This window comes from Mesorhizobium sp. WSM3859 (assembly GCF_002295065.1).
Taxonomy (GTDB): domain Bacteria; phylum Pseudomonadota; class Alphaproteobacteria; order Rhizobiales; family Rhizobiaceae; genus Mesorhizobium.
The window spans coordinates 60,746-83,135 of the sequence record NZ_NSGG01000021.1 but is presented as its reverse complement, the minus strand read 5'-3'; the positions used below and the strand labels follow the sequence as shown (position 1 = coordinate 83,135).

Sequence of the window (22,390 nt, the reverse complement as noted above, 5' to 3'; positions counted from 1 at the left end):
TGTTCAGCGCCGCCGCCGTGTCGGCTTCGCTCACCGACTTCGAGTCCGAGCTCACCGTCGCCGCATCGTTGGTGCCGAGGATATCGATGTGGACCGAAGTGTGGGTGCCGTCGGCACTCACCACATCGAAGTTTTCCACATAGTGCTGGCCGGCGACAAATTCATTGTGCGCCGATGACGCCGTGTAGGTCCAGGCGCCAGCTGCGTTGATCGCAAAAGTGCCGTAGAGGCCGGCCGTGCTGGCCTGGGCGACGAAGGTCGCCGGGCTGTCAACATCCGAGATCGTGAGCGTGCCCGAAGTCGAGATGTCGGCCGCGGCGTTGCCTTCCGTCAGGTTGAAGGATGCCGACGACAAAACAGCCGCATCGTTGGTGCCGAGGATATCGATGTGGACGGTGGTGTGTGTACCATCGGCGCTGACCACGTCGAAATTTTCCAAATAGTGCTGGCCGGCGACAAATTCATTGTGCGCCGATGAGGCCGTGTAGGTCCAGGCGCCTGCCGCGTTGATCGCAAAAGTGCCGTAGAGGCCGGCCGTGCTGGCCTGGGCGACGAAGGTCGCCGGGCTGTCAACATCCGAGATCGTGAGCGTGCCCGAAGTCGAGATGTCGGCCGCGGCGTTGCCTTCCGTCAGGTTGAAGGATGCCGACGACAAAACAGCCGCATCGTTGGTGCCGAGGATATCGATGTGGACGGTGGTGTGTGTACCATCGGCGCTGACAACATCGAAATTCTCGACATAGTGCTGGCCGGCAGCGAAATCGTCATGGGCTGAGGAAGCCGTGTAGGTCCAGGCGCCGGCTGCATTGATCGAGAAGGTGCCGTAGCTGCCTAAGGTCCCAGCCTGGGCAGCGAAAGTTGCCGGACTGTCGACATCCGAGATGGTCAGATTGCCCGAGGTGCTGATCGCCGTGGCCGTATTGCCCTCGGCCAGGTTGACCGAGGCGGAGGACAAAACTGCGGCGTCATTGCTGCCGGTGATGTTGACGACGATGTTGTAGGTGGCGGTGCCGTCCGCCGACTTCACCTGCAGCGTGTCGGTAACCTGCTGGCCCTGTCTCAGCGGGTCGGCCAGGCCCTGGTTGAGGGCGTAGGTCCAGGCGCCCGTCGCAGTGTCGAAGGTGAAGGTGCCATAGGTGCCCTGCAGGCTCGGCGGCGCCTGGAAATTGTTCTGGTTGGCATCGACGTCGGAAACGATCAGCTGTCCGTGAGCACTGTCATCGCCAGGCGTGCCGTTGGCGACGCCACCCGCTTCTACGACAATGCTATCGACGTTGGCAGCCGCGTTGATCGTCGCGCCATCGTTGGTGCCCTGGATGTTGACCGATACGCTCGCCCAGCTCAGAGTTCCGTTGCCGAGCTTGATCGCGTAGGTGAATGTCTCGTTGATCCGGTCGGTCGCGGTAAGCGCCTGCAGGCTGGGGAAACCATGCTGCTGGAGATACCCGGAGAGGTTCATCTCCACTTTACCGTTGTTGATGCGGATAAGGACGCCGCCGCCTATGTCTTCCCAGGCCGAGATGCCGGTCGCCTGCACGTCCTGGGTCGTCAGGTCGATCGGCGCGTATTGCTTGGTCGAGGTCGAGTCAGAGGTCCCATCATCGACCGAATAGAGGGTCTTGGCGTTCCCCCCAAGATCGTTAGCCATTACGTCCAAAAGGATGATGGATTGAGCCGCGGAAACGATGACCACATTGTCTTCGGTGTAGTTGAAAACGTCATCCTTTGCCTGAGGCGTATTGGAAAACGACGTAGTGGTGCCTCCAGCACCGGCGATCTGTGTACCCATCTAATTCTCCCTCCCTGCGGACGCAGGTGCGTCTGACCCCGTCGGCCGTTTGGAGACGACCAACAACCCACGCCGAATGCGCTAAGCAACCGGCGCCGAACTACGTGAGGTGAGAATGGTCAGTCGGCGAGCAACAACCCCTCGCTCCAGCTCGCCAATGGCCAGCGTGCGCGACGATCCACAAGCAGTTATAGCTCAATAACTCTCTCCACAACGGCTATAGATGCCGCCGTCGCGTTTTCCCCAACCCCACGGTAGCGCCGTAACTCGTTGTTGCCAGTCAGGAGAAATTAACGCTACCCGTGTAAGAGATTATTAACCCTTCCGCATTGTCCGTCAACGGCCTCATCTCGTAAGAGTTAATGACGAAACTTTATTAAAATGCGAGTAATCTACATTCGACGGAGGATAGTCGGCGCGATATTGGCCGGTCGGGCCGCATGACGTGCAATTGATTTACAGCTTGTGGAGAGCCGGCGTCCGTCCGGGGATTCGCATCCAATCGCAGGGATCTTGCGGATGCGATCCAACCACCAGAAGCGGCCACGCTTCCGTTCATGTTTTTTCCGGCCTAGAGAGGCCCAAGCTGTCTGACGCTTGCCATCCTACGAGCTATCCCGGCCGTCTTAACCTATGCGGTGATCGCCCGGCCTTGGGCCTTTCCGGCAATGTCCGTTTTGAGTGATTGGCGACGCTCGTAGCAACGACTGGCATGAGGCGCTTCGCGGCCCCACTGAGACGGTAGAGCCGCTTCCAGTCAGACCTCCGTCGCCTCGGCTAGCTCGAGGGCATCTTCTACGTCGACTCCGAGATACCGAACTGTGTTCCCGATCTTGGTGTGGCCCAGCAAAATCTGGACCGCGCGCGGGTTACCGGTCACTTTGTAGATGATGGAGGCTTTGGTACGCCGCAGCGAATGCGCCCGTATTCCTGAGGTCGAAGTCCGACTGCCACGACCCACTCGTCCATGAGGCGGGCATACTGCCTCCTGCTCATGTGACGGTTTAGGTCGATTCGGCTTGGGAACGCATAGTCGTCGACGGTGCCACCGCGCCGCTCCAGTCATGCGAGAAGGCTGGAACGGGAATCGCTCATCAACTCGAACTGCACCGGTCGCCCTGTCTTCTGTTGCACGACGATCGCGCGGGTCCGAATTTCCGACCCGACAACCAAGGTGCCGGTCTTGATCTTGACTAGGTCGCAGCCGCGCAACTTGCTGTCGATTGCGAGATCGAAGAGGGCTTGATCGCGCAATCGCCGCTCTCGATCGAGAAAAAATCGGATCGCCCATATCTGTCGAGGTTTCAGCGGGCGTTTCGTTCCGACCTCTTTACCCGCCTTCCATGCGCGGCGATCAGGAGCGGTGAGCTCGTGATGGCCAAACTTTTTTGCTGGGTTGTTGGGGGACCGCAAGCGGAAAGTCGGCTTCTGTTTTAGCGACGAAGATATCAGCAATCGAGGTATCACCACCCCTGTGGGTTTGCAACGCGCGGATTCGGTATGGGCACAGCCGCGATCAATTCGCGCGTGTACTCCTCGCGAGGCGCCGACAGCACTGCGCGGCGGGAGCCAGCCTCGACGATGCGGCCGGCGCGCATGACGGCGACGTCATGGCTCATGCGTTCGACCACCGCCATGTCGTGCGAGATGAAGAGATAGGCAAGCCCGAGCGTCTCCTGCAGCTCCAGCATTAGGTCGAGCACACGCGCCCTGACCGACACGTCGAGCGCTGCGACGCTTTCGTCGGCGACGATCAGCTTCGGCTGGAGCGCCAGGGCGCGCGCGATGCAGATGCGCTGGCGCTGGCCGCCGGAAAATTCGTGTGGATAGCGCGCGGCATGATCTGCTTCGAGCCCGACGCGCGCCAGAAGCGAGGCCACGCGCTCGCGCCGCTCGCCCTTGGCGCCAATGCCGTGAATGACGAGCGGCTCGGCGATCGCCGCGCCCACGGTCATGCGCGGGTCGAGCGAGGCGTAAGGGTCCTGGAAGATCATCTGTGCGGCGCGCCGCACCGGCCGCATCGCACTCGCCGAGAGGCCGTGAATGGAGGTGTCGCCGATAGACACGGAGCCCGTGAAAGGGACAAGGCCGAGCACGGCTTTGCCGGTAGTGGACTTTCCCGAGCCGCTTTCGCCAACGAGGCCGAGCGTCCGGCCTAGCCTGATGTCGAAGGAGACATCCTGCACCGCCGGCGCCTCCGAGGCGCCGCGGCGGAAGAGGTTGGCAGAAGCGCCATAGTCGACGACGAGGTTCTTCACTGAAAGCACCGGGGCGGCGTCGTTAGGTGCCGTTGGCCGAGCGGTGGCCGTGACGCGAGGCGGCGCATCGGTCCCCGCGAATGCACCGAGGCGCGGCACGGCAGCGAGCAGTTCGCGCGTGTAGCCGGCCTGCGGCCGCTCGAAGATGTCGAGCACGGGGCCAGCCTCGACAATCCGTCCATCGCGCATGACTGCCACCCGGTCGGCCATCTCGGCGACGACGCCCATATCATGAGTGATGAGGATGATGGCGGTGCCAAATTCGCGCTTCAGCTCGCGCATCAGCTTGAGGATCTGCGCCTGCACGGTGACGTCGAGCGCCGTGGTCGGCTCGTCAGCCAGAAGCACTTTCGGTCGGCATGAAAGCGCCATGGCGATCATGACGCGCTGGCGCATTCCGCCGGAAAGCTCGTGCGGATATTGCTTCATGCGCCGCACCGGGTCGCTGACTTGGACGACATCCAGCATGTCGAGGGCACGCTTTTGGATGCTTGAGCCTTCTGCTCCTTGATGGATCCGGATCGCTTCGGTCAGTTGCGCGCCGATCGAGTGGACAGGGTTGAGTGACGTCATCGGCTCCTGGAAGATCATCGCGATCTCCCCGCCCCTCACGTCGCGCATGGCGCGTTCGTGCAGGCGCGGAAGGCTCTGGCGTTCGAGCCTGATGTCGCCGCCGGCGATGCGCAACGAGGCGCGCGGCAACAGGCGCATGATCGAGAGCGCCGTCACTGATTTGCCTGAACCGGACTCGCCGGCTAGGCAGAGCGTCTCGCCCGGCGACAGCGCAAAGCTGATCCCGTCGATGACGCGCCTTGCGCCCTCAGGCGTCAGCGCGTCGACCGACAGGTTTTCTACGGCCAGGACGGCATCTGGCATGCGTCGGGAATCGCCTGACCTCAAATGGTCTGCCATCAGTTGAAGACGATTCTTGGGAAATAGAACGAGACGACCCAGTTCGGCATGTCGACGATCTCGCTGATGCGCAGGTCGCCGCAGACCGAGCAGAGCATGTAGGCGTCGACCGGCTTCAGCCCATGGTCGGCGGCAAGCAGGTCGACCATGCGCATGACGCTTTCGCGCGCCGCGGTCATCAGGTCCGGTCCGACGCCAGTGGTGACCTCGTAGCCGGCCTCGTCGAGATGGCGGGTCACCGGCCCCGGCGTGGTGAAGCGCGGACTTTCCAGCCGCGCATACTTGATCAGCTCGATCGTCGCCTCGACGTCCATGCGGCTCTCGATCGCCGTGCCGCAAACCTCGCCATCCCCTTGGGCGGCGTGGGTATCGCCGATCGAGAACAGCGCCCCCTCGACCTCAACCGGGAGATAGAGCGTGGTGCCGGCCGCAAGGTCGCGAATGTCGAGATTGCCGCCGACACGGCGAGGCGGCACGACAGAATGCAGGCCGGGTTCGGCCGGCGCCACGCCGATCGTGCCGGCGAAGGGTTTCAGCGGCACGCGCCCGCCCGGACCATAGAGCGCCGGCGCCATCAAGGCGGCGTCATATTTCCAGATGTGCAGCGCCGGCTCCGTGAACTGGTCGGCGAGCAGGCCGAAGCCAGGAATGTTGGCGGTCCAGCCGAGGCCCGACGGTTCGAAATGGCGCAGCGTGATCTTCAGCGCATCGCCGGGCATGGCCCCCTCGACATAGACCGGCCCGGTCACCGGGTTGACCTTGTCGAAATCCAGGGTTGGGACATGCTCGACGGTGGAGCTCGCGTCAAACTGTCCGCCGGAGGAGTCGAGGCATTCGAAATGGATGGTCGAACCCGGCCTGGCTGTCAGGACCGGTTCGAAATCGCGGTTCCAGCCGAAATGGTGGCTGGCGCGATGGATGGTGTAGTCGCACTTCACGCACATGGTTGCTTCTCGTTTGTTCTTGGCAAGCCGCCCTCCCGTTCGGCGGCATCATTGAAGGGCGGCCGGCGGCGGGCCGAGCGCCCGCCGCCAGGAAATGAGACGGCCTATTTGTTTACATAGATCGCTTCGTAGTCGACGACGCGGGTCGGATCGATGTAGATCTCGTCCGGTCCGCCCATGCGCTTGGACTTGGCCACCACGCGGCGTTCGTTGAAAACCGGGATCCAGGGCGCGTCATTGGTCTGGATGTCGGTGAAGATCTGCGCCCAGGCCTTGTTGCGCTCCTCGGCCTTGGCCGGCACCGGCATGGCGTCGGCGGCCTGGGCGCGGGCGTCGATGTCCTTGTTGCAATACCAGGACCAGTTCCAGCCGCCGGCAACCGCGCTGCCGCAGCCGAGGATTGGCCCATAGAAGTCGGACGGATCCGGGAAGTCGGCGATCCAGCCAAGCCCGCCGGACCAGACCATGGGCGCCTGGCCCTGCGTGCCGCCAGCGGCAATCACGTTCGGATTGGCCACCGCCTTGATCTCGGCCTTGACGCCGATCGCCGCCAGATCCTGCTGGATCGCCTGCGTGATACGCGGCTGCGGATCGGTGTTGGAGGTGTAGATCTGGGTCGAGAAGCCGTCCTTCAATCCGGCCTCGGCAAGCAGCGCCTTGGCCTTTTCGGGATCGTAGGCATAGCCCTTGTAGTTCTGGTCATAGCCCGGCATCAGCGGCGGCAGCACCTGGCTGGCCGGCGTGGCGCGGCCGTTGATGATCCGCACGATGCGGTCCTTGTTGATGGCCATGTTGACGGCCTGCCGCACCTTGACGTTGTCGAAGGGTTTTACTTGCGTGTTCAAAGTGACGTAGCTGGTTTCCAGCTGTTGGCGGTCGACGATCATGCCCTCGAACTCGGGCGACTTCTTCATCTCCAGATATTTCGCCGGGGGGATGCCGTCGCCGGCAATGTCGACCTCGCCCTTCTGCAGGCGCAAAAGCGCCACCAGCGGCTCCTGGCCGACCTCGATCGTGAAGCTGTCGACATGCGGACGCTCCTTGATGAAATAGTCGGGGTTCTTCACGAAGACGAGGCGCTGGCCGATCGTCCATTCCTTCAGCGTGAATGCGCCCGAGCCGACTGGATGCTTGCCGAAGTCGCCACCGGCGGCTTCCACCGCCTCCTTCGGCACGACGGAAGCGAAGTTGAGCGCCAGCACGTTGAGGAAGGTGGCGTCGGGCTGCGAAAGCGTGAACTTCACCGTATGGTCGTCCACCGCGGTGATGCCGTCCATCGTGTCGGCGGCGCCGGCCGTCATCTTGTCGGCGCCCACGATCGAGTGGAAGAAGCCGGCGCCTGGACCTTGCGTCTTCGGATTGACGGCGCGCTCGATCGACCATTTGACGTCCGCCGCCGTCACCGCGCGGCCGTTGGTGAACTTGACGCCGGGATGCAGCTTGAACGTATAGACCTTGCCGTCGTCGGATACGTCGTAACTGTCGGCAAGCGACGGTCCGAGTTCCGTGGTGCCAGGTTTGTAGTCGACCAGGCGCGAGAACAGCGAATTGATCATCGACCAGTTCTGCCAGTCATAGCCGATCGCGGGGTCGAGCGTGGCGATGTCGTCCTTGTAGGTGACGATGATGTCGCCGCCATTGGTCGGCGTGTCGGCGAAGGCGAGCCTGGCGGGCACCAGGGCCGAGGCGGCAAGCAGCGCCGCGAGGCTGATCTGTTTGGCGAATTTGGTCATTGAGTTCACTCCTCTGTTGGTCTTGTTGGTTATTGGCTGCGGATGCGGGGATCGACGAACGGGGCGACGAAGTCGGCGAGAAGGTTGCCGAGCACGATGGCCAAGGCCGAGACCAGGGTGACGCCCATGATGATCGGCACGTCGACCTGCTGGATGGCCTGCCAGGCGAGCTGGCCGATGCCGGGCCAGCCATAGACGGCCTCGACCACCACCACGCCGCTCATGAACTGGCCGATGTCGATGCCGACCATGGCGATGATCGGCAACAGCGCGTTGGGCAGCGCATGGCCGAGTACGACGCGGCCGCCGCTGAGACCCTTGGCATGCGCGGTGCGCACATAGTCCTGGCGCAGCACCTCGATCATGGCGGATCGCACCATGCGCGCGTACCAGCCGGCGCCGAGCACGCCGAGCGTGAGCGCCGGCAACACGACATGCCTTGCCGTGCCGAAGCCCGACATCGGGAACCAGCCGAGCGTGGCGGCAAAGACGTAAAGAAGCAGCAGCGCCACGACGAATTGCGGCGACGAGACACCGACGAAGGAGAGCATCATGATGGCGCGGTCGACGAAGCCGCCGCGCCGGACCGCCGCGATGATGCCGAAGGTCAGGCCGAGCGCCACCTCGACGACGATGCCGGCGGCCATCAGAACCAGCGTCGCCGGCAGCCGAGCCAGGATCAGCGGCAGCACCTCGGTCTTCTGCGTATAGGAGCGGCCGAGATCGCCATGCAGCAGGTTGCCGACATAGTGCAGGAACTGCATGACCAGAGGCTGATCGAGGCCGAGCTCATGCCGGATGGCGGCCACCATCTGTGGCGTCGCGGAGCGCCCGGCGATGAGCACGGCGGGGTCCGCTGGCAGGAAATAGAGCAGAAGGAAGGTGATGGCTGCCACGCCGAGCAGGATGAGCACGGCCTGGACGAGGCGGCGGGCGAGGAAGAAGGCCATCGTCACAGCCTCCCGCGCTGCGTCGGGTCGAGTATGTCGCGCAGCGCATCGCCGATCAGGTTGAAGGACAGCGCCGTGGCAAGGATGATCGCGCCTGGGATGAACACCAGCCAGGGCGCATCCTGGAAGTAGCTCTGGCTCTCGAAAATGATGTTGCCCCAGGAGGGCTGCGGCGGCTGAACGCCGATGCCGAGGAACGACAATGTCGCCTCGAGCAGAACCGTGGTGGCGATGCCGAGCGTGCCCCAGACGATCGCCGTCGGCATCAGATGCGGCAGGATGTGGAAGACGATGATGCGGCTATTGCCGGCGCCCAGCGACCGCTCGGCAAGGATGAAGTCGCGCTCCACAAGGCCGCGCGTCTCGGTGTAGACGATACGGGCGACCTGCACCCAGTTCACCAGGGCGATCACCATGGCGACGATCCACAGGCTGGGCTTCAAGAGCGCGGCCAGCGCGATCGCCAGCAGCAGCGCCGGGAACGCCATCATCAGGTCGGTGAAGCGCATCAGGAGATTGCCGGCGGTGCCGCGCAGATAGCCGGCGAGCAGCCCAACCAGCAATCCGATCGCGACGGCGACACCGTTGGCGACGAGACCGATGATCAGTGACGTGCGGGCGCCGAACAGCACGCGGGCGAAGAGGTCGCGGCCGAGCGTGTCGGTGCCGAAGAAATGACCGCCGCCGGGCGGCAGCGGCGCGCCTTCGAGCGACAGGCCGTCGGCAAGCTGGTCGTCCGGCGAGAAATGGGCGATCCATGGCGCGAAGATCGCCGCCAGCAGAACGATCACCACCACGATCAGCCCGAACAGGGCGGAAGGCCGTCTTACAAGCTCGCGCAGAACCCGCATGCCTTAGCCTACATCGCGCGCGGCACGGGCTCGTGCCCGGCGACGATTGCTATCGCGACGTGCTCGACGGTGAGCCGGCGCTGCATGGCGAGGCGGCAGAGCGTGCGATAGGCGCCGGTCTCATCGCCGCCTTGTGCCGCCATGATCGAGCGCATCGCGTCGTGGACGATCGGCCGCAGCCGCAGACGTTCCTCCAGACCGGCTATGCGCGCCCTGACGGCGGTTCGCTCGTGATGGGCGTGGGTGGCCAGCACCAGCGCTGGATAGACCGACGAGGCGACGACCGGCTTGGCGATGAGCGCGCCGGCGCCCTTTTCGAGCGCCCAGGCGATGCGGCCCGGCGCTTCGGAGCCGAGCAACGCCACCAGCGGGACAGGTGCGGCGTCGCCGGCCCATGGCAAGAGATCGTCAAAACCCTGGTCGGCGTCGACCAGGACGATGTCGGCCGGCGTTTCGGAGAGATCGAGCGGTTTCCACTGCACCAGGACGGTTACGCCCAGACGTTCGAGCTGGCGCGTCAGGCGCTCGATGTTGTCATCGGCACGGTGCAGGATCGCGGCGCGCCATGAGACGAAATTCGGCGTCCGCGTCATTGCACGACCCTCAAATGCGGAGCGTGCTCATTGGCCAGCGTGCCGACAAGGTAAGGATCGGCGACGATCGCGCCGCGCGAGGCGATGACGTCGAAGCCGGACTGCTCATTGATGCGGCCGAGATGGAAAGGCAGGGCCGCATGATTGGTGCGTGGATCGATGGCGAGCGGTCCGAGCACGGTTTGCCGCGGTCTGGCGTGCAGGAAGCCGCGCACGCTGGCGGGGTCGTCGCGGCTGATCTCTGTGACCGCCTCGGCCCAGAGCTTCACCGCCGCATAAGCGCCGGCGAAGAAGCCGGAGACGCGGCGCCCGGCACCGAAACGGGCAGCGACGCGCTGCTTGAAGATCCGGTTTTCGCGCGATTCCAGGCTTTCGAAATAGGAGGCTGCCGAGAGCTGCCCGACGGCTATGCCCGGCTCGATCTCGCCCAGCTCGCACTCCGTCAGGTCGCAGCTCAGCACCGGGCAGCGTTCCGGCGCGAAGGCAGGATCGCGCTCAGCCAGCCGGCGCACCGCGGCGAGGAAGGCGTAGCTCGACGGGCCAATCATGTTGTTCAAGATGAAGTCGGGCCGGTGGCGCTCCAGGTCGGCGATCAGGAGGCCGACATCGGTCTCCTCGATCGGCAGGTAACGCTCGCCGAGCACCTCGCCGCCGGCGCGCGTGAGAAGCTCGCGCGCCAGCCGGTTCATCTCCCAGCCCCAGACATAGTTGGCGCCGGCGAGATAGACGCGCTTGCCGTGGCGGGGCAGCATGTAGTCGAACAGCGGTATCAGATGCTGGTTGGGACAGGCGCCGGTGTAGATGACGTTCTCGTTGGCCTCGAAGCCTTCGTAGGGGCAGATGTACCAGAGCAGCCCGTCATGTTTCTCCACCAGCGGGATGACGTCTTTGCGCGACAGGGAGGTGATGGTGCCGATCACATTGCGGCATTGATTGCCGCGCAGCATGGCTCGGATCAGGTCGAGGTAACGCTCCGGCTGGCCGCCCGGGTCGCCAAAGACCGGCTCGATGCGGGCAGCGCCTCCGGCCTTCTCCAGTTCCTCGATCGCGAACTCGGCGCCGGCGCGGCAGTCGCGGCCGATCGCCCCGTAGGGACCGGTGGTCGAATAAAGGATGCCGACCCTGAATGTCTTCACCCGGACCTCAAAAAAATAAAAGGCCCCACACGCATCCCAGCTGAGACGCGGCGGGGCCATGCTGCCCTTGCCCGGCGTTGCCGGGCGCGATCTATTACGCGGGAGATGTGCGCTTGCGAAATAGAACACGAGCAGACGCACGCTTGTCAACGGCCCCGCGCGCGAATGGCTGCAAAAGGCTCGAAGGTTAGCTCACTAAGCCGATGGGCTTCGAAAAAGAAAATGCAGGTCAGGTCACACTCTGCGTTTGGGCTGGGTTACTGAAGGCTGCCGGTAGAACGCGTGCCAGTCGGCCAGTGCCAATCCGGCAAGGCGGAACGCCTGGCGTGGTCACGACGCCCAAATGGTCGCCGGTATGTTTGCTTTCGTGAAGCGGCAAGGCTGACCTCCACGACCGCGATCAGGCGCCAAGCTGCCATGTCATCTTTTGGGGCCGGCTGCTGACTGTCAGGTTTTGCTCGCGCTCGGCGGATAACTGGCATTCCAACGGCCCATCCGCAACGAGCTGCTGTCGCTCGCTTCGCCGGTGATAGGCCTCGCGATGATCCAGGAGTTCACCGAGGGCTGGCAGAGCATCAGACGCGCTCGATCGGCGCGCCCTCAACTCCGCAGCTGCCCTCACACAGGCGCAAGGTCAATTGTCCGGTGGTCGTCTACGTGACGTGGCATTCATAGCCAGGCTGATGGTCAACGCCACACCGAACCTGACGCGAAGCCGAGTTCAACTAGGCCAGGCCGAAATAAAAATTCGGGCGCAAACCTCTGATTGTCGGTTGCCAGCGCGGGATGCAGCCTCGCGTGCGGGCTCTTGGTCGCGCGTAACGTTCAGGGACTTGGCGGTTCAACGGCAGGCGAGATAGGTGCTTGGCGCTTGAGCAGGGCGCCATCGACGGATTTGAAACTCGCGCCACCTCCGACGTCGCTGTCGGTTCGCAATTCAGCCTACATGGGACGTGCGATTAGGCAGGACGTATCCACTAATCTAGGGGGCGCAGCGACAAGCTATGAAACGCTTCAAATTGGGCTGGGAAGTTGTGTGCGAGGTAGCGTCCCTCTTCCTGCGAGTATTTGGCGACCTACTTCCAATGGATGTGCCGGTACCCCCCAACTCCAAATTGATCGAGCGGGGCGGCCCTGTTCTTTTAGGCTGCCAAAAACAGCGCTCGTAGCTCAAGTCAGGACAGAGCGGGACCCTCCCGGGCAGATGCAGGTTCGAGCCCTGCCGAGTGCACCAAATCTTTCTTAGGCAAGAAAAAAAGCCCGGACACCTAAGCAGCCGGGCTGAGCCAGGGATGTGTCATCTCAATGATAAACGGCTTAGCTTATCATGCGCTTGGCAATGCCGCTACGGCTCGGGTTCGGTGCGTTCAGCCCGACGCCCTAGCGAATCGAAGGCGGGCAACCGAGGCTCTGGGTGCGGGTTGGGGGTTGGCAAAGCCGTCGGTTGCCTGAGACGGAGGGGCCATATCTGTTGGGGAAATGCCTAGGCCCTTAACATGAAAACTAGCATCCCGGCTTCACGGTTCACGTCCGTCTCACGCAGGCGCCCGGCCACATAGCAGCCGGGCCAACTGGTGGGGGCATCCCTACTAGTTTTCAGCCAGCGATGAGCCGCTGTGCGATCACCCCGGCGAGCACCGTCCCTAAAAAACTACCGCTACGTGGTCGATTGCGTGACTGACTATTTCCTGCGAGATTTTTCGCGGGGGTAGGAATTCGAGATGATTGCTCTTTTCGGCCGGGACTGCGGTCTTGTCGCCTGGCTGCACGACAGCGGGAATATCTTCGATCGGGATTTGAAGTTCGTTGCGCTCGTCAGAGGCGGGAACGTCTTCAAGGCCTCCGATGTAGCTTGGCTGGGACCGGTAGACTACACGACACTGATGGACCGAACTGGACTGCCGGTAGCGTTCGGCAACGGCTACCCGCCGAAGGGCCGGCTGGCTCCTTTGCAGCCCGTGCAGCCGCTGAAACCCTTGAAGCCGCTGCAACCTCTGAGACCTCTTACGCCACTTACGACTTTGCCGCCTCCGGTTCCACTCGGTGGGTGGTCAGCTTTGGATTTTGAGGAGTACCTTCGATCGTAAGAAAGGCGCGGAAGCCGAAGCCGCCGGGCTAGTTGCGGTACCAAGTCTTTCCTGGGAGGATCGAAGGCCCGGCCCTGCCCGATCGAGGATACCGCCCATGTCCATCCCACTAACTGCTTTGACTACAGCAGCGATTCTACTTGCCGCGACCAGGCTCAGTGAGGCCAGGCCTGACACCCGCACGATGAGCTCAGCAGCTCCAGCAACTGATCCAGAGCAAGCGCGCCGTCGTGCTGACTACCGGCCCCAACACCTATGACCGCTATGTCAGGCAATTCGGCAACGAGTGCGACTGGCCTCAGGTGCCAATGTCGGCCTATGTCCCGACCCGTGACGGCCGCTGTCCGGTCTACAAGTGCGACGAACCGGTTGGCCGCGTCCCGTGACAGAAATGAAAAGCCCGGCCACCTGAGCAGCCGGGCCAAATGCGACACGTACGCGTCATAGCCTCAGGCGCCCTGCCCTCCTTGTATGAAGTCCGGGCAGTCGTAGTCAGCCGGATCAGCCTCGCGCTCGTCATCGAGTTCCCGCTCGTCATCCCCTTCCCGGTCATCATTGCCGACGACTTCGACCCCGCCAGCAAGCCAGGGTTCAAGATCCGCATCGAAAGCGTTGACGGCGAGCCGGACCACGCGGAGCAGATCGAGAGCGCGATCGAGAACGTCGACCGGCTCGTTGCCAGAGTATTGCGGATCAAGAAGGGGGTCTCATTACTTCGCCCCTTTCCCGGCCTCGATCATCGAGAGCATCAGCGCATCGACCTGATCTTCTTCGAGATAGCCGAATTTCCAACTATGGAACTTACGCAAGTATCGCCCTTTTGCGGCTTGATCTGCCGTCGTACGGGCGGGGAAGCGGCAAACATCCCAAAGGGCGGCATACTCGCCGTCGTTGCCTTTGTCCCATAACGCTTCTTCATCAGCCGTAGCCTCCCGCCCGAGTTTCAGCGTATCGGTGCAGCCGCAAACGCTAAGCCAGAACGCATGCGCCTTCTTGTGCGCCTTGATGACCGCGCGCAGCTTGGGCGACATCTTCGCCCTCATCGCCGGGGCTGCTCCAGCCTTCGTAGTGGTTGCGCCAGCAGCGGCGAGAGCAAGACAGCCGACGGATAAACCGACGGTGGGTAGATTTGGGCATGCCTTCGGCGGTTGCCCGAACAGGGACGTTCAGCATGTGATTGGCTCCGGGTTAGCCGCCGCCATGCGCCGCAGCGTCTTTTCCTGTGCCCCGGTCCAGTGTTCTGGTCCTTCGGTGGTACCACGCCACAACGTTTCGCCATGTACTGAAGAGCGAGCTCTGTCCTGTGGGGAAGGAGTATCCCAAGTTTGGCGATATCGGGCCAATGCTGACGAAGAAGTTCACTCTCGTTAAGAGTCCAGGTGTTGTCCGCGCGGACGATACGCACTGGACGCGGTTCGAAGGTGCCGTGCATGTTCATCTCCAGGCTGATTGCCGCCTGCCCGAAAGAACGATGTCTCGGCTGGGATGCACTTCCAAGCAGGAATTTTGCGGTCCACGCATTGGACAGGTCGGTGGACGGATAGCTTGAATTGAGCGCTGAATTATAAGTGAGTTGACCCAGGGTAAAATTCGGATGATCCCGCTCTACTTCGCCGCGATCGGCGTCGTAATGCTTGCGAACGCGATCTGGCGCTGGCGGCAGCGTGACGTGATCCGGATGGCTGCGAGCGCTCTGATGGCCGGATTGGCACTGGCTACGTTCATTCTACCGATCCCAGATCGTTAGGCTGCAGGTAGCGGCATCTAGTTAGCCGAATTCATGTTCCGCGGTGAGCTAGACGCGGGTTACACTGTCGAGTTGAAGCCTTATCCTCTGCCCGTCAGCATAGCTCTCTGCATACTGCTTGATGTTGAATGAGCGAACTACAGTCACGCAGCCTGGCTCTTCCACGAGGACGTGCCACTCGTCTCCGACATCGGTGATCGTGACGGCCTTGCCATCTGCCGGGTGAAGCTGGCTCTGCATGCCATCACCCTCCGGTGTGCATTCGACCGCATCGCCTGGGCCGTAACCGGCCAGACGACGGGTTTGTTCCACATGATCTGGCATTCGGGCGCGTTCCAGGATTTGCCGGGACTGCTCAATCAACCGGTGGCTTTGTGCAACGAGGTCGTGAGTTTCCCTGATGCTGGAACGGCTACGTCGCTGCCTGTCGCCAAGGCTAGTGACCAGTCGGCGTGTTTCATCAGTTTGTCGCATCCCGATTACATGCCAGCATGGATTGGACGGTGCATTCACAAGGGTTAAAGCCGCCTTGCGAAAGCAGTATGCGGGAACGTTTGGCCAGTACCAGAGTTACGGTGGATGGAAACCCGGAGCACTCTCGAAATAAGCGCAAACGCCCTTGCAGGAGGCGGGCGGCGGTGAGCTGAGGAGAGCCGGCGAACTGCCCGCGGATATCGGCGAGCTTGTTCAATCCCGTGGTTCCGGCCGTGATGCCGAACTGCGCAGCCGTCAAGATGAGTGACATGCTAATGCTGCTCGTGGCCTGACCGCCTCGTCGCTGGGGTGGCCATCTGCGGCTAACCTCCGAATAAGCCAGACATAGGACCCTCATACCACCGGAATTAAATGCGGGTCACCTTGTCGAGGCCGAGCCGCTTGCGCTGCGCGATGGCGAAAATCCGCGCGTATGCATTGTCGGGGAACGCGCGGAAGATTGGCTCTCGAAACAGGTCGTAGACCGCAACGCAGTATTCGCCGTTTGGGGCGTCCAGAATGAAGACTTCCCGGTGAGCGCCAGCAACGTCCCTCAGCTCTTGGACATGGGCTTGGATGCCTCGCGCGCGTCTCGTGGCTGGCTTTGTCTTACGCAGCAGTTCCATAGATCGATTTATCGCATCTCTCGACAAATCGAGAACCTGCTTGTCGTGGAAAGATTGACGTGTGCGACGGTACTCTTCGAACATGGCGGCCGCCCGCTCTTGCAGGCTGGAACATATGGCTGCGATTAACATGCGTTATGATATTTTTGTTCCCGTATATGCCAGCGGTTTGTCAAAATAGTCGCCTGGGGTTGATCGCCAGCATGAAAGAACTGAGCTCGGAATTAGCCGACGGAACCATTAACCTATGATAGGGTTGTCGTTGCGGAAGGAACCGCAATGACAAGCGACGGCAAGCAGAGCCTGGGCGAACACGTTCGCCAGCTGGCAGACCACACTGGTATCTCCGAAGCGCAGGCCCTCGAACTGATCATGTTGCTGGGCTTCGATTGGGCGTCTCTAGTCCGAAAGGCGAAGCTGATCCAAGCGTCTAAACGCTCGCTAATTCGATGATGCATGTGATCCTTTGGGTGAGTTGCTCCACAATGCCTCTTCACTACGATAGACCGCCTGCGCAGCCAGATTGCTCATGATTGAGCCGCTGCCCGGATATATCGTTCTACACAATCCTCAATTGGTGGACTCGCGCGATATATCGGCAGCTTGTGTGTCTCCCCGTCAGGCCAGAAGGAGGGCAATGCCTGCGGAAATCCGGGAGGAAACGATGTCTGCGAACAAAGAAGACTTTCGAACGAACAGAGCCGACTATCTGCTTGCCGCGAAGAAAGGTCGAGCGACCGCCCATGATGATCGCAATGAACTACTGGCAAGGGAGATGTGCCAAAGAGACTGGCGCTTAGCCGCATTGGCTGCAAATCCGTGTAACAGCTTGCCGGAACCGAGGAAGCGAAATCGCCCGGTTCTGTAGCAAACAGCGGAAAAATTATGGGCAAGGCGTCCAGCCCTTCCGCTGCTCCGGCGTCAAGGCATGGTTTGTGAACTGCAGCTTCCGATCGTCGCGGTCGGCGCGGCGGCATTCGTGGCAATAGATGATTTTCAGCAGATCCCAATGAAGGCAGGGCTGGTCCGGCCCGAACCGCTTGACCAGCTCGGCGACGTCCAGGACCGCTCTTCGCCCGCATGTGAGACAGTAGACGGATAAGCCTGTGCCGGCCGCAAGCTTGCCGCCGAGCGTGGCTTTCGAGAATGGATATTCCTTGCCCATGGCAATCCTCGTGCTGAAAAGCTCGCCGCTCCGGGGAAGGATTATATTCCTCACTGCTTGTCAGATGACAAGTGCTTCCAAGCTAGGCTCGCGCCAGGCCTAGGGCGCGGTACGCGGCGGCACCTGGTCGAGCAGAGTAATGCGTGTCCTCTGAAGCGGAACAAGGGTTTAGGCGGCGGGTTGAATCTCAATAGGAGGTTCCCGTGACTAAGACGACGGGCCGGCCGGAAAACGCCAGGGCCTATATCACCCAGCGCTTGATGGAAGAAACCGGAATTTCGGTAGAGGAAGCGAAAGGGTTGATTGCGGTTCTAGGCTATGAGTGGCCCTCGCTGCTGCGCGAGGCCAATATAATCGCTCAGAGGAAGAGGGCCGGCCGGCCATGATTGCCACGGGCTGACCCTGCGACTTTTAGGCGTCACGCTTGCTTCGTGACTGGATGACCTGCCTGCCGTTTATGTCGCTGACGGTGCAGACGACATCGTGGCCCTTGGCTTCTCCCGCCAATCTATAGGCCATCGCCACGGCTGTTTGCCTGGCCACCCTGAGGTCGTGCAGGCTGGTTCCTTGCTTGTCGTGGTAGGTATCCCCGCCATGGGCGAGGTCGAAGAAAATCCCGGCATGCCCCCAGCCTCACAACCCGGCTCGCCGATCGAGGTGACACAGGATTTGCGAGCCGGGCTTGCCACCGACATCTCTCCCCGAGGATAAGTGGTTTCAACCATCGGCGGTGGAGCAATAATCTTCGATAACCGCTTGTGCTGCAATGAGGACTGAGGTCTCATTGCGCTACCTGCGATGGTCCATTTCACAGTCGTGAAAGAGCCCGCCTGCCATGGGTGCCAGACGGGCTCTTTATCGGGTGTGGGCACCCGACGCGACGCGCGGATGGAGGCAGTCCAGCCTCGCGCCGGCTGTTTGATCAAACTTGGCCCGTGTCTCGATGTTCCACTAGCAGACCTTCAAGCCGACTCATCACGAAATCTTTGAGGGAGGCATGACGCAAAGTCTTGGCCCTTGAGGAACTTCACGCGACCGACGAGCCGGCCGCAGCAACTCGCCGGCTGAAGCCCGTCCTCATTGCTGCCACCTTTACAATATGATCCCGCAAATCACTTGGGGGCGGCATATGGCGAACAGAATTCGGCGCATTGCGTGTTTGCTATGCTCGCTGACCATCTCTGCCACCAGGCCAAGCCTTGCACTTCGTCGGGAGGCGTACTCAGCAGATGTTGTACTTTCGAAGGGAGGGAAGCTCGAACGAGCGATAGCGCAGTGTGCAACGTTTGCACCATGTTGGGTTGTCGTTCCTCGGCGCGTCGTCGTCACTATTTTCGCCTATCCGCCCCAGACATCGTTCTATATCGGCTCCGCCTTATCTGCGGAGGCAGATGACTACGGATTCTGTACGAGCGGGTTGGTCGAGGTTCCTGCGGACCAGGATAGGGTAACGTTCGACGTGTGCCGGACTGGGCCACCAAGAAGCCAGACGGTGGGTGTCGCCTACATCAGGATCCGTCATTGATGAGGGCTGTGCGCCCCACCGCACTCTCGTCCAGCTCTGCCTCAAGGCTTTCACTTACCGGGTCGGCTCGCCACCGAGCGGCCGCCATCAAAACCCTGCAACCACGCCGCGGCATGCTCCGCCCAATACTCCGGCACGGCCCGTTCCTTGCCGTCCTTGCGCGCCTGCTGGCCGTACATCCAGGCATAGATAACGCGCTCTGGTCTTTCTTAGCCACGGCCATCATCGTCCTCCCAGAAATCCTTCAGCATTGCGTGGCGAAGTTTCTCTTCGCCCTTCAGGAACCGCACTCTGCCCGAAAGGCCCCGGCTTCAGCCACTCCGCCTTTTCCTTTTTGAGGCCCTTCGGCGGCGGTGCACCGGTCTTGCCTTGTACCCTGTCCCATAGCTGTTGGCGTTTGTCGGCCCTGAAGGTGACGAAGGCGCCGCCCATGTAACGGCCCTTGTCGGCCATCAGCACCATCGCCGGCTTTCCACGCTCGCGCTGCATACCGATGATCTCCATGAGCATTTGATCTTACGCCAGTTCATGGTCGAGCCGGAGCGGTAGACGCTGTCCAGCCGCTTCGAGACGATACCTTCAAGGTTGGCCTCGCAAGAGAGGTGGTAAACAGCGTCGCCAGTGCCCGGCAGCGACTCCGAAAACTGGATGTGGCCGCCGGCCGGGATCAGCGCCTGTAGCACGTCCCTCGCTGAGCGGCATGTCGCGAAGGTCGTGGCCGTTGAGGTGGAGAAGATCGAAAGCCACTAGGTAGAGGTCTTGCGGGCGCCTGGTGATGGCCGAACGCAAGGCATCGAAGTCCGAGAGTCCGGCATAATTCGTGACGATCATCTCGCCTTCGATGATGAAACTTTCGGCCTTAAGATTTGCCGCTTCGGCCGCGGTCGGCCGATATCTGCTCGTGCAGTTGATGCCGGTCTTCGTATAGAGCTGGATGGCATCCTCGTCCTTGATAGGCTGGGTTCTGTACCCGTCGAATTTAATCTCGTGCGACCACCCATCCCCCTTCGGTGCTGCTCGACTAGTTAGGGCTCCATCGGCTTGAGAAAGTGAGACGCACCGCACAACCCCAACCCAACGCGGTTCAAGACGCGGGCCGCTACCTTGTTCCGGAACATTTTAGCAAAATTGAATGTTTATTTGGTTATGGAAAACGACCCTGCTTGCCGCGCCGCACTGCGCATGATCCGCGCGACGATCGAGGAGCATTGCCCGCCAGGCGTGCTGAAGAGCGAGGAGCAGGTGAATGGGCACTATGGCCCGACGCTACTCGACGAGGCCGAGGCACTGTCGGTTGCGATTGTTGCCACCGTGGAGCGGCTGAGTTTTGAGCCCCGAGAGAGAACTCCAGCGCCGAGCATAAAGAGTTGAGTATTCCCACTCGGCGCTGGGCTGTTCTGGCTTAGGAGTGCTGTTGAACGTATGTCTTGCAGGGGGCTGACAATTGATCGATGTTGCCTTGCAGATCGCACTTGCCAATGGGCTTCGAGGGACAAAGCCGGGCATAATCTCGGCGACATTCTTTGCCCTGGAAAGTCTTATAGGTTCTTACCTGCGCGGGGTTGGCCTTGGCGCTTGGAGCGATGGTTGCTTTGGCATCCGTCGCACCATCACGGCCAGCACCTTTTCCGCCGCCCTTCGCAGATGCCACGCCCATAAATGCTACGTGCAGCACGACACTTGTACCTAGCATAAAAAGCAATGCACGACGTGATGTAGACATTGTTTATCTCCCTCCATTTGGCCCTCAGAAGCCTTTATATCACTTACCGCTAATGTTGCTAAGGTCGTCAATGTCAGCAAAAAGGGCTGGCCCCGCTCCTGGAAGCGACGGCCGATCGCCTGGCAAAAGCCTATTGCACGGAGCCGTGCGGGCATTTCCGAACAGCCGTATTGCGGCTGACCTCGATGTGCTCACCATATAACGGCGGACAATGACATTCAGGATAGGCATCATCTCTGACACACACGGGCTGCTGAGGCCTGAGGCGGAACGACGCCTGGCTGGGGTAAACCACATCATCCATGCCGGCGACATCGGCAGTCCCGATATTACTGCCGCGCTTCAGCAGATCGCACCGGTCACCGCGATCAGAGGCAACGTGGATACAGCTCAGTGGGCTGCGAACTACGCCGACACGGTGTTGGTACGGCTGGCAGGCCGAACATGCTACGTGCTCCATGATCTGAAAACACTGCAGGTCTCACCAGCAGCACTCGGTGTCGACATGGTCGTGTCGGGCCACTCCCATGTGCCGAAACTCAAAACCGTTGACGGTGTGCTCTACCTTAATCCGGGGAGCGCTGGTCACCGTCGTTTCAGGTTGCCGATCACGCTTGCGACCGTCGATATCAGGCCTGATGGCCTGCAGCCGATCATACACGATCTAAGTAGCGGATAAACCGCTCGCATTCCAAGCGGGACGGCCAGCTTCGGCTGAAGGCACCGTCCGTGCGCGATCGCTCATGCGGCGCGGCAAGATGCGGCCGATGCGTCACAGCCTGGTCGACGTGCTCGGGTTCGAAATCACCCGCCGGAACCTTTGCGAGGCTAAGCCCTTCTCCTTCGAACATATGGAGGTACCTGATGGCGAATCTCGGAAGACTGGCGATCGCGATGCTTGGCGTTCTGGCGTACCAAAATCGCGACAAAATCGGCGAGTTGATCCGTGGGGCGCGAGATCGCAATTCAAACGACCCGCAAGGCGGGATTTTAGATCCGATTTCCAAAGGCGTTTCGGGGACGGCGCTCGGCGATATCCTAGATCGGTTCAGAGAGGCGGGAGCAGGATCCAAGGTGGACTCCTGGCTCGGCACTGGGCCGAACCAGCCAATCGAGGCGAAGGAGGTGGAAGCGGCAATAGACGAAGGCACTCTGACGTCACTGTCGATGCAGACCGGCCTGTCGCGCGAGGAGCTCGTCCGCAGGATCACTCGGGATCTGCCTGAGGCCGTCAACAAGATGACGCCAAATGGTGCACTGCCACCAGAGCCCACCCAACGCTCCGGTGAGACAACCTTGCTTGACGACGTGCCTCTGAACGGAACGCAACCTAAATCAACCACGCAAAACGATGTCTAGAACGACAGTCATCCGTCAGCCGAATATGCTAACTCGCACGGGGCCTGGGGGAATACGTGGCCAGGGTCATGGGGGCGGCAAGGCAGCTAGCGTCGTTGCGGAACTGGATTTTTTGGCGGCCATGCTCGACTCGCGCTGGCGCATTCCCGGGACCTCAATTCGTTTCGGTCTGGATGCGTTAGTAGGTCTGGTGCCCATCCTCGGAGACGCAGCCACCAGCATCGTGTCGGCCTATATCGTGTTGCGCGCCCGAAGCTGCGGTGCCGGAAATTTCTTGGTCGCAAGGATGTTGGGGAACGTCTTGCTTGATACGGTTGTAGGAAGCGTACCTATTCTGGGTTCAATCTTCGACGTGTATTTTAAGGCCAATAATCGCAACATCAGGTTGCTTCGTCAGCACCTGGCTAAGGCGGACATCAGCAGCCGCCGCCCGGCAAAGCACCCGGCCTGATGGCAATATACCCGCGAGGAACTTTATTGGTTTATCGCACGTTTTCCCGCCGAACCATTTCGGTTCT

General features: G+C 61.4%; 24 protein-coding genes, 1 tRNA gene and 2 pseudogenes. 9 read left to right on the top strand and 18 right to left on the bottom strand.

Translation table 11 applies throughout. From position 1 onward, the window contains the following. From CK230_RS30065 to CK230_RS30025, 9 genes and pseudogenes are all read right to left on the bottom strand, one after another. The coding region (locus tag CK230_RS30065; protein ID WP_210201502.1) for a VCBS domain-containing protein at positions 1 to 1,789 on the bottom strand (1,789 nt) is incomplete at its 3' end. A gap of 757 nt (positions 1,790 to 2,546) precedes the next feature. Continuing rightward, positions 2,547 to 3,097 (bottom strand): annotated as a pseudogene (locus CK230_RS30060) (tyrosine-type recombinase/integrase). A gap of 155 nt (positions 3,098 to 3,252) precedes the next feature. After that, entirely contained in the window at positions 3,253 to 4,923 is a 1,671-nt protein-coding gene (locus CK230_RS30055; protein WP_095820403.1) for an ABC transporter ATP-binding protein, read from the bottom strand. Positions 4,924 to 4,958: 35 nt separating this feature from the next. Then, the gene (locus tag CK230_RS30050; protein WP_095820402.1) at positions 4,959 to 5,903 is read right to left on the bottom strand and encodes an acetamidase/formamidase family protein; all 945 of its coding nucleotides are present in this window, start codon (positions 5,901 to 5,903) and stop codon (positions 4,959 to 4,961) included. Positions 5,904 to 6,007: 104 nt separating this feature from the next. Continuing rightward, positions 6,008 to 7,636 (bottom strand): ABC transporter substrate-binding protein, encoded by a 1,629-nt coding sequence (locus tag CK230_RS30045; protein WP_095820401.1) that lies wholly within the window; start codon positions 7,634 to 7,636, stop codon positions 6,008 to 6,010. A gap of 29 nt (positions 7,637 to 7,665) precedes the next feature. Next, a complete protein-coding gene (locus CK230_RS30040) occupies positions 7,666 to 8,586 on the bottom strand; it encodes an ABC transporter permease (protein WP_095820400.1) in 921 nt (306 codons plus the stop codon). A gap of 2 nt (positions 8,587 to 8,588) precedes the next feature. Then, complete coding sequence (locus CK230_RS30035) at positions 8,589 to 9,437, bottom strand: ABC transporter permease (RefSeq protein WP_095820399.1); 849 nt, start codon at positions 9,435 to 9,437, stop codon at positions 8,589 to 8,591. 8 nt (positions 9,438 to 9,445) lie between these two features. Further along, positions 9,446 to 10,030 carry an ANTAR domain-containing protein gene (locus tag CK230_RS30030; RefSeq protein ID WP_095820398.1) on the bottom strand — a complete coding sequence of 195 codons (585 nt, stop codon included), beginning with the start codon at positions 10,028 to 10,030 and terminating at the stop codon, positions 9,446 to 9,448. After that, a complete protein-coding gene (locus CK230_RS30025; RefSeq protein WP_245430103.1) occupies positions 10,027 to 11,166 on the bottom strand; it encodes a transporter substrate-binding domain-containing protein in 1,140 nt (379 codons plus the stop codon). The genes CK230_RS30030 and CK230_RS30025 overlap by 4 nt, the downstream gene beginning before the upstream one ends. Before the next feature lie 1,159 nt (positions 11,167 to 12,325). On the opposite strand from CK230_RS30025, the gene CK230_RS30020 reads away from it, so the two are divergent. The 3 genes and pseudogenes from CK230_RS30020 to CK230_RS30010 all read left to right on the top strand — a co-directional run bounded on the left by CK230_RS30020 (position 12,326) and on the right by CK230_RS30010 (position 13,639). Next, positions 12,326 to 12,400, top strand: a tRNA-Gly gene (locus CK230_RS30020). A gap of 487 nt (positions 12,401 to 12,887) precedes the next feature. Then, positions 12,888 to 13,253: a 4-fold beta flower protein gene (locus CK230_RS30015; RefSeq protein WP_095820396.1), complete on the top strand. Its 366-nt coding sequence runs from the start codon at positions 12,888 to 12,890 to the stop codon at positions 13,251 to 13,253. A gap of 97 nt (positions 13,254 to 13,350) precedes the next feature. Further along, positions 13,351 to 13,639, top strand: a pseudogene (locus CK230_RS30010) (hypothetical protein). A gap of 63 nt (positions 13,640 to 13,702) precedes the next feature. Here the strand turns inward: CK230_RS30010 and CK230_RS32910 are convergent. Further along, the gene (locus CK230_RS32910) at positions 13,703 to 13,885 is read right to left on the bottom strand and encodes a hypothetical protein (RefSeq protein WP_141246152.1); all 183 of its coding nucleotides are present in this window, start codon (positions 13,883 to 13,885) and stop codon (positions 13,703 to 13,705) included. A 78-nt stretch (positions 13,886 to 13,963) separates the two neighbouring features. Further along, entirely contained in the window at positions 13,964 to 14,284 is a 321-nt protein-coding gene (locus CK230_RS32905) for a hypothetical protein (protein ID WP_141246151.1), read from the bottom strand. Positions 14,285 to 14,847: 563 nt separating this feature from the next. On the opposite strand from CK230_RS32905, the gene CK230_RS33385 reads away from it, so the two are divergent. Next, positions 14,848 to 15,000 carry a hypothetical protein gene (locus CK230_RS33385; protein WP_176480283.1) on the top strand — a complete coding sequence of 51 codons (153 nt, stop codon included), beginning with the start codon at positions 14,848 to 14,850 and terminating at the stop codon, positions 14,998 to 15,000. Positions 15,001 to 15,048: 48 nt separating this feature from the next. Here the strand turns inward: CK230_RS33385 and CK230_RS30000 are convergent, their stop codons facing one another. The 3 genes from CK230_RS30000 to CK230_RS29995 form a co-directional block, all read right to left on the bottom strand. Further along, positions 15,049 to 15,324 carry a hypothetical protein gene (locus CK230_RS30000; RefSeq protein ID WP_095820394.1) on the bottom strand — a complete coding sequence of 92 codons (276 nt, stop codon included), beginning with the start codon at positions 15,322 to 15,324 and terminating at the stop codon, positions 15,049 to 15,051. Positions 15,325 to 15,460: 136 nt separating this feature from the next. Continuing rightward, entirely contained in the window at positions 15,461 to 15,745 is a 285-nt protein-coding gene (locus tag CK230_RS32900) for a hypothetical protein (protein WP_141246150.1), read from the bottom strand. A gap of 97 nt (positions 15,746 to 15,842) precedes the next feature. Then, positions 15,843 to 16,184 carry a hypothetical protein gene (locus CK230_RS29995; RefSeq protein ID WP_141246149.1) on the bottom strand — a complete coding sequence of 114 codons (342 nt, stop codon included), beginning with the start codon at positions 16,182 to 16,184 and terminating at the stop codon, positions 15,843 to 15,845. A gap of 195 nt (positions 16,185 to 16,379) precedes the next feature. Between CK230_RS29995 and CK230_RS33380 the strand changes: the two genes are divergently transcribed. Further along, positions 16,380 to 16,553, top strand: a complete 174-nt coding sequence (locus CK230_RS33380; protein WP_176480282.1) for a hypothetical protein — start codon at positions 16,380 to 16,382, stop codon at positions 16,551 to 16,553. Positions 16,554 to 16,983: 430 nt separating this feature from the next. On the opposite strand, the gene CK230_RS29985 is transcribed toward CK230_RS33380, so the two are convergent. From CK230_RS29985 to CK230_RS34125, 3 genes are all read right to left on the bottom strand, one after another. Beyond that, positions 16,984 to 17,265: a hypothetical protein gene (locus CK230_RS29985; RefSeq protein ID WP_095820392.1), complete on the bottom strand. Its 282-nt coding sequence runs from the start codon at positions 17,263 to 17,265 to the stop codon at positions 16,984 to 16,986. Between the two features lie 1,747 nt (positions 17,266 to 19,012). Then, complete coding sequence (locus CK230_RS34130) at positions 19,013 to 19,300, bottom strand: hypothetical protein (protein ID WP_348629177.1); 288 nt, start codon at positions 19,298 to 19,300, stop codon at positions 19,013 to 19,015. Between the two features lie 69 nt (positions 19,301 to 19,369). Further along, a complete protein-coding gene (locus CK230_RS34125) occupies positions 19,370 to 19,855 on the bottom strand; it encodes a hypothetical protein (protein ID WP_348629176.1) in 486 nt (161 codons plus the stop codon). Positions 19,856 to 19,894: 39 nt separating this feature from the next. On the opposite strand from CK230_RS34125, the gene CK230_RS29965 reads away from it, so the two are divergent. Next, positions 19,895 to 20,161 carry a hypothetical protein gene (locus CK230_RS29965; RefSeq protein WP_245430102.1) on the top strand — a complete coding sequence of 89 codons (267 nt, stop codon included), beginning with the start codon at positions 19,895 to 19,897 and terminating at the stop codon, positions 20,159 to 20,161. A 31-nt stretch (positions 20,162 to 20,192) separates the two neighbouring features. On the opposite strand, the gene CK230_RS32895 is transcribed toward CK230_RS29965, so the two are convergent. Then, a complete protein-coding gene (locus CK230_RS32895; RefSeq protein WP_141246148.1) occupies positions 20,193 to 20,513 on the bottom strand; it encodes a hypothetical protein in 321 nt (106 codons plus the stop codon). A gap of 211 nt (positions 20,514 to 20,724) precedes the next feature. Between CK230_RS32895 and CK230_RS29960 the strand changes: the two genes are divergently transcribed. The 3 genes from CK230_RS29960 to CK230_RS29950 all read left to right on the top strand — a co-directional run bounded on the left by CK230_RS29960 (position 20,725) and on the right by CK230_RS29950 (position 22,323). Continuing rightward, entirely contained in the window at positions 20,725 to 21,192 is a 468-nt protein-coding gene (locus tag CK230_RS29960; protein ID WP_095820389.1) for a metallophosphoesterase family protein, read from the top strand. A gap of 185 nt (positions 21,193 to 21,377) precedes the next feature. Beyond that, positions 21,378 to 21,872 carry a YidB family protein gene (locus CK230_RS29955; RefSeq protein WP_095820388.1) on the top strand — a complete coding sequence of 165 codons (495 nt, stop codon included), beginning with the start codon at positions 21,378 to 21,380 and terminating at the stop codon, positions 21,870 to 21,872. Beyond that, positions 21,865 to 22,323, top strand: a complete 459-nt coding sequence (locus tag CK230_RS29950) for a DUF4112 domain-containing protein (protein WP_095820387.1) — start codon at positions 21,865 to 21,867, stop codon at positions 22,321 to 22,323. Before CK230_RS29955 ends, CK230_RS29950 begins: the two co-directional genes overlap by 8 nt. Positions 22,324 to 22,390 lie beyond the last annotated feature (67 nt).

Bases quoted from the DNA above. Each gene is read 5' to 3' on its own strand.
- CK230_RS29985 (WP_095820392.1), bottom strand. From the start codon at position 17,265: ATGGGCAAGGAATATCCATTCTCGAAAGCCACGCTCGGCGGCAAGCTT.
- CK230_RS30040 (WP_095820400.1), bottom strand. From the start codon at position 8,586: ATGGCCTTCTTCCTCGCCCGCCGCCTCGTCCAGGCCGTGCTCATCCTG.
- CK230_RS32895 (WP_141246148.1), bottom strand. From the start codon at position 20,513: ATGTCTACATCACGTCGTGCATTGCTTTTTATGCTAGGTACAAGTGTC.
- CK230_RS30030 (WP_095820398.1), bottom strand. From the start codon at position 10,030: ATGACGCGGACGCCGAATTTCGTCTCATGGCGCGCCGCGATCCTGCAC.
- CK230_RS29960 (WP_095820389.1), top strand. From the start codon at position 20,725: ATGACATTCAGGATAGGCATCATCTCTGACACACACGGGCTGCTGAGG.
- CK230_RS34130 (WP_348629177.1), bottom strand. From the start codon at position 19,300: ATGCTCATGGAGATCATCGGTATGCAGCGCGAGCGTGGAAAGCCGGCG.
- CK230_RS29995 (WP_141246149.1), bottom strand. From the start codon at position 16,184: ATGTTCGAAGAGTACCGTCGCACACGTCAATCTTTCCACGACAAGCAG.
- CK230_RS29955 (WP_095820388.1), top strand. From the start codon at position 21,378: ATGGCGAATCTCGGAAGACTGGCGATCGCGATGCTTGGCGTTCTGGCG.
- CK230_RS32905 (WP_141246151.1), bottom strand. From the start codon at position 14,284: ATGTCGCCCAAGCTGCGCGCGGTCATCAAGGCGCACAAGAAGGCGCAT.
- CK230_RS30035 (WP_095820399.1), bottom strand. From the start codon at position 9,437: ATGCGGGTTCTGCGCGAGCTTGTAAGACGGCCTTCCGCCCTGTTCGGG.
- CK230_RS30000 (WP_095820394.1), bottom strand. From the start codon at position 15,324: ATGCCAGATCATGTGGAACAAACCCGTCGTCTGGCCGGTTACGGCCCA.
- CK230_RS30045 (WP_095820401.1), bottom strand. From the start codon at position 7,636: ATGACCAAATTCGCCAAACAGATCAGCCTCGCGGCGCTGCTTGCCGCC.
- CK230_RS30015 (WP_095820396.1), top strand. From the start codon at position 12,888: ATGATTGCTCTTTTCGGCCGGGACTGCGGTCTTGTCGCCTGGCTGCAC.
- CK230_RS33385 (WP_176480283.1), top strand. From the start codon at position 14,848: ATGATCCCGCTCTACTTCGCCGCGATCGGCGTCGTAATGCTTGCGAAC.
- CK230_RS29950 (WP_095820387.1), top strand. From the start codon at position 21,865: ATGTCTAGAACGACAGTCATCCGTCAGCCGAATATGCTAACTCGCACG.
- CK230_RS33380 (WP_176480282.1), top strand. From the start codon at position 16,380: ATGACAAGCGACGGCAAGCAGAGCCTGGGCGAACACGTTCGCCAGCTG.
- CK230_RS30050 (WP_095820402.1), bottom strand. From the start codon at position 5,903: ATGTGCGTGAAGTGCGACTACACCATCCATCGCGCCAGCCACCATTTC.
- CK230_RS32900 (WP_141246150.1), bottom strand. From the start codon at position 15,745: ATGTCACTCATCTTGACGGCTGCGCAGTTCGGCATCACGGCCGGAACC.
- CK230_RS30055 (WP_095820403.1), bottom strand. From the start codon at position 4,923: ATGCCAGATGCCGTCCTGGCCGTAGAAAACCTGTCGGTCGACGCGCTG.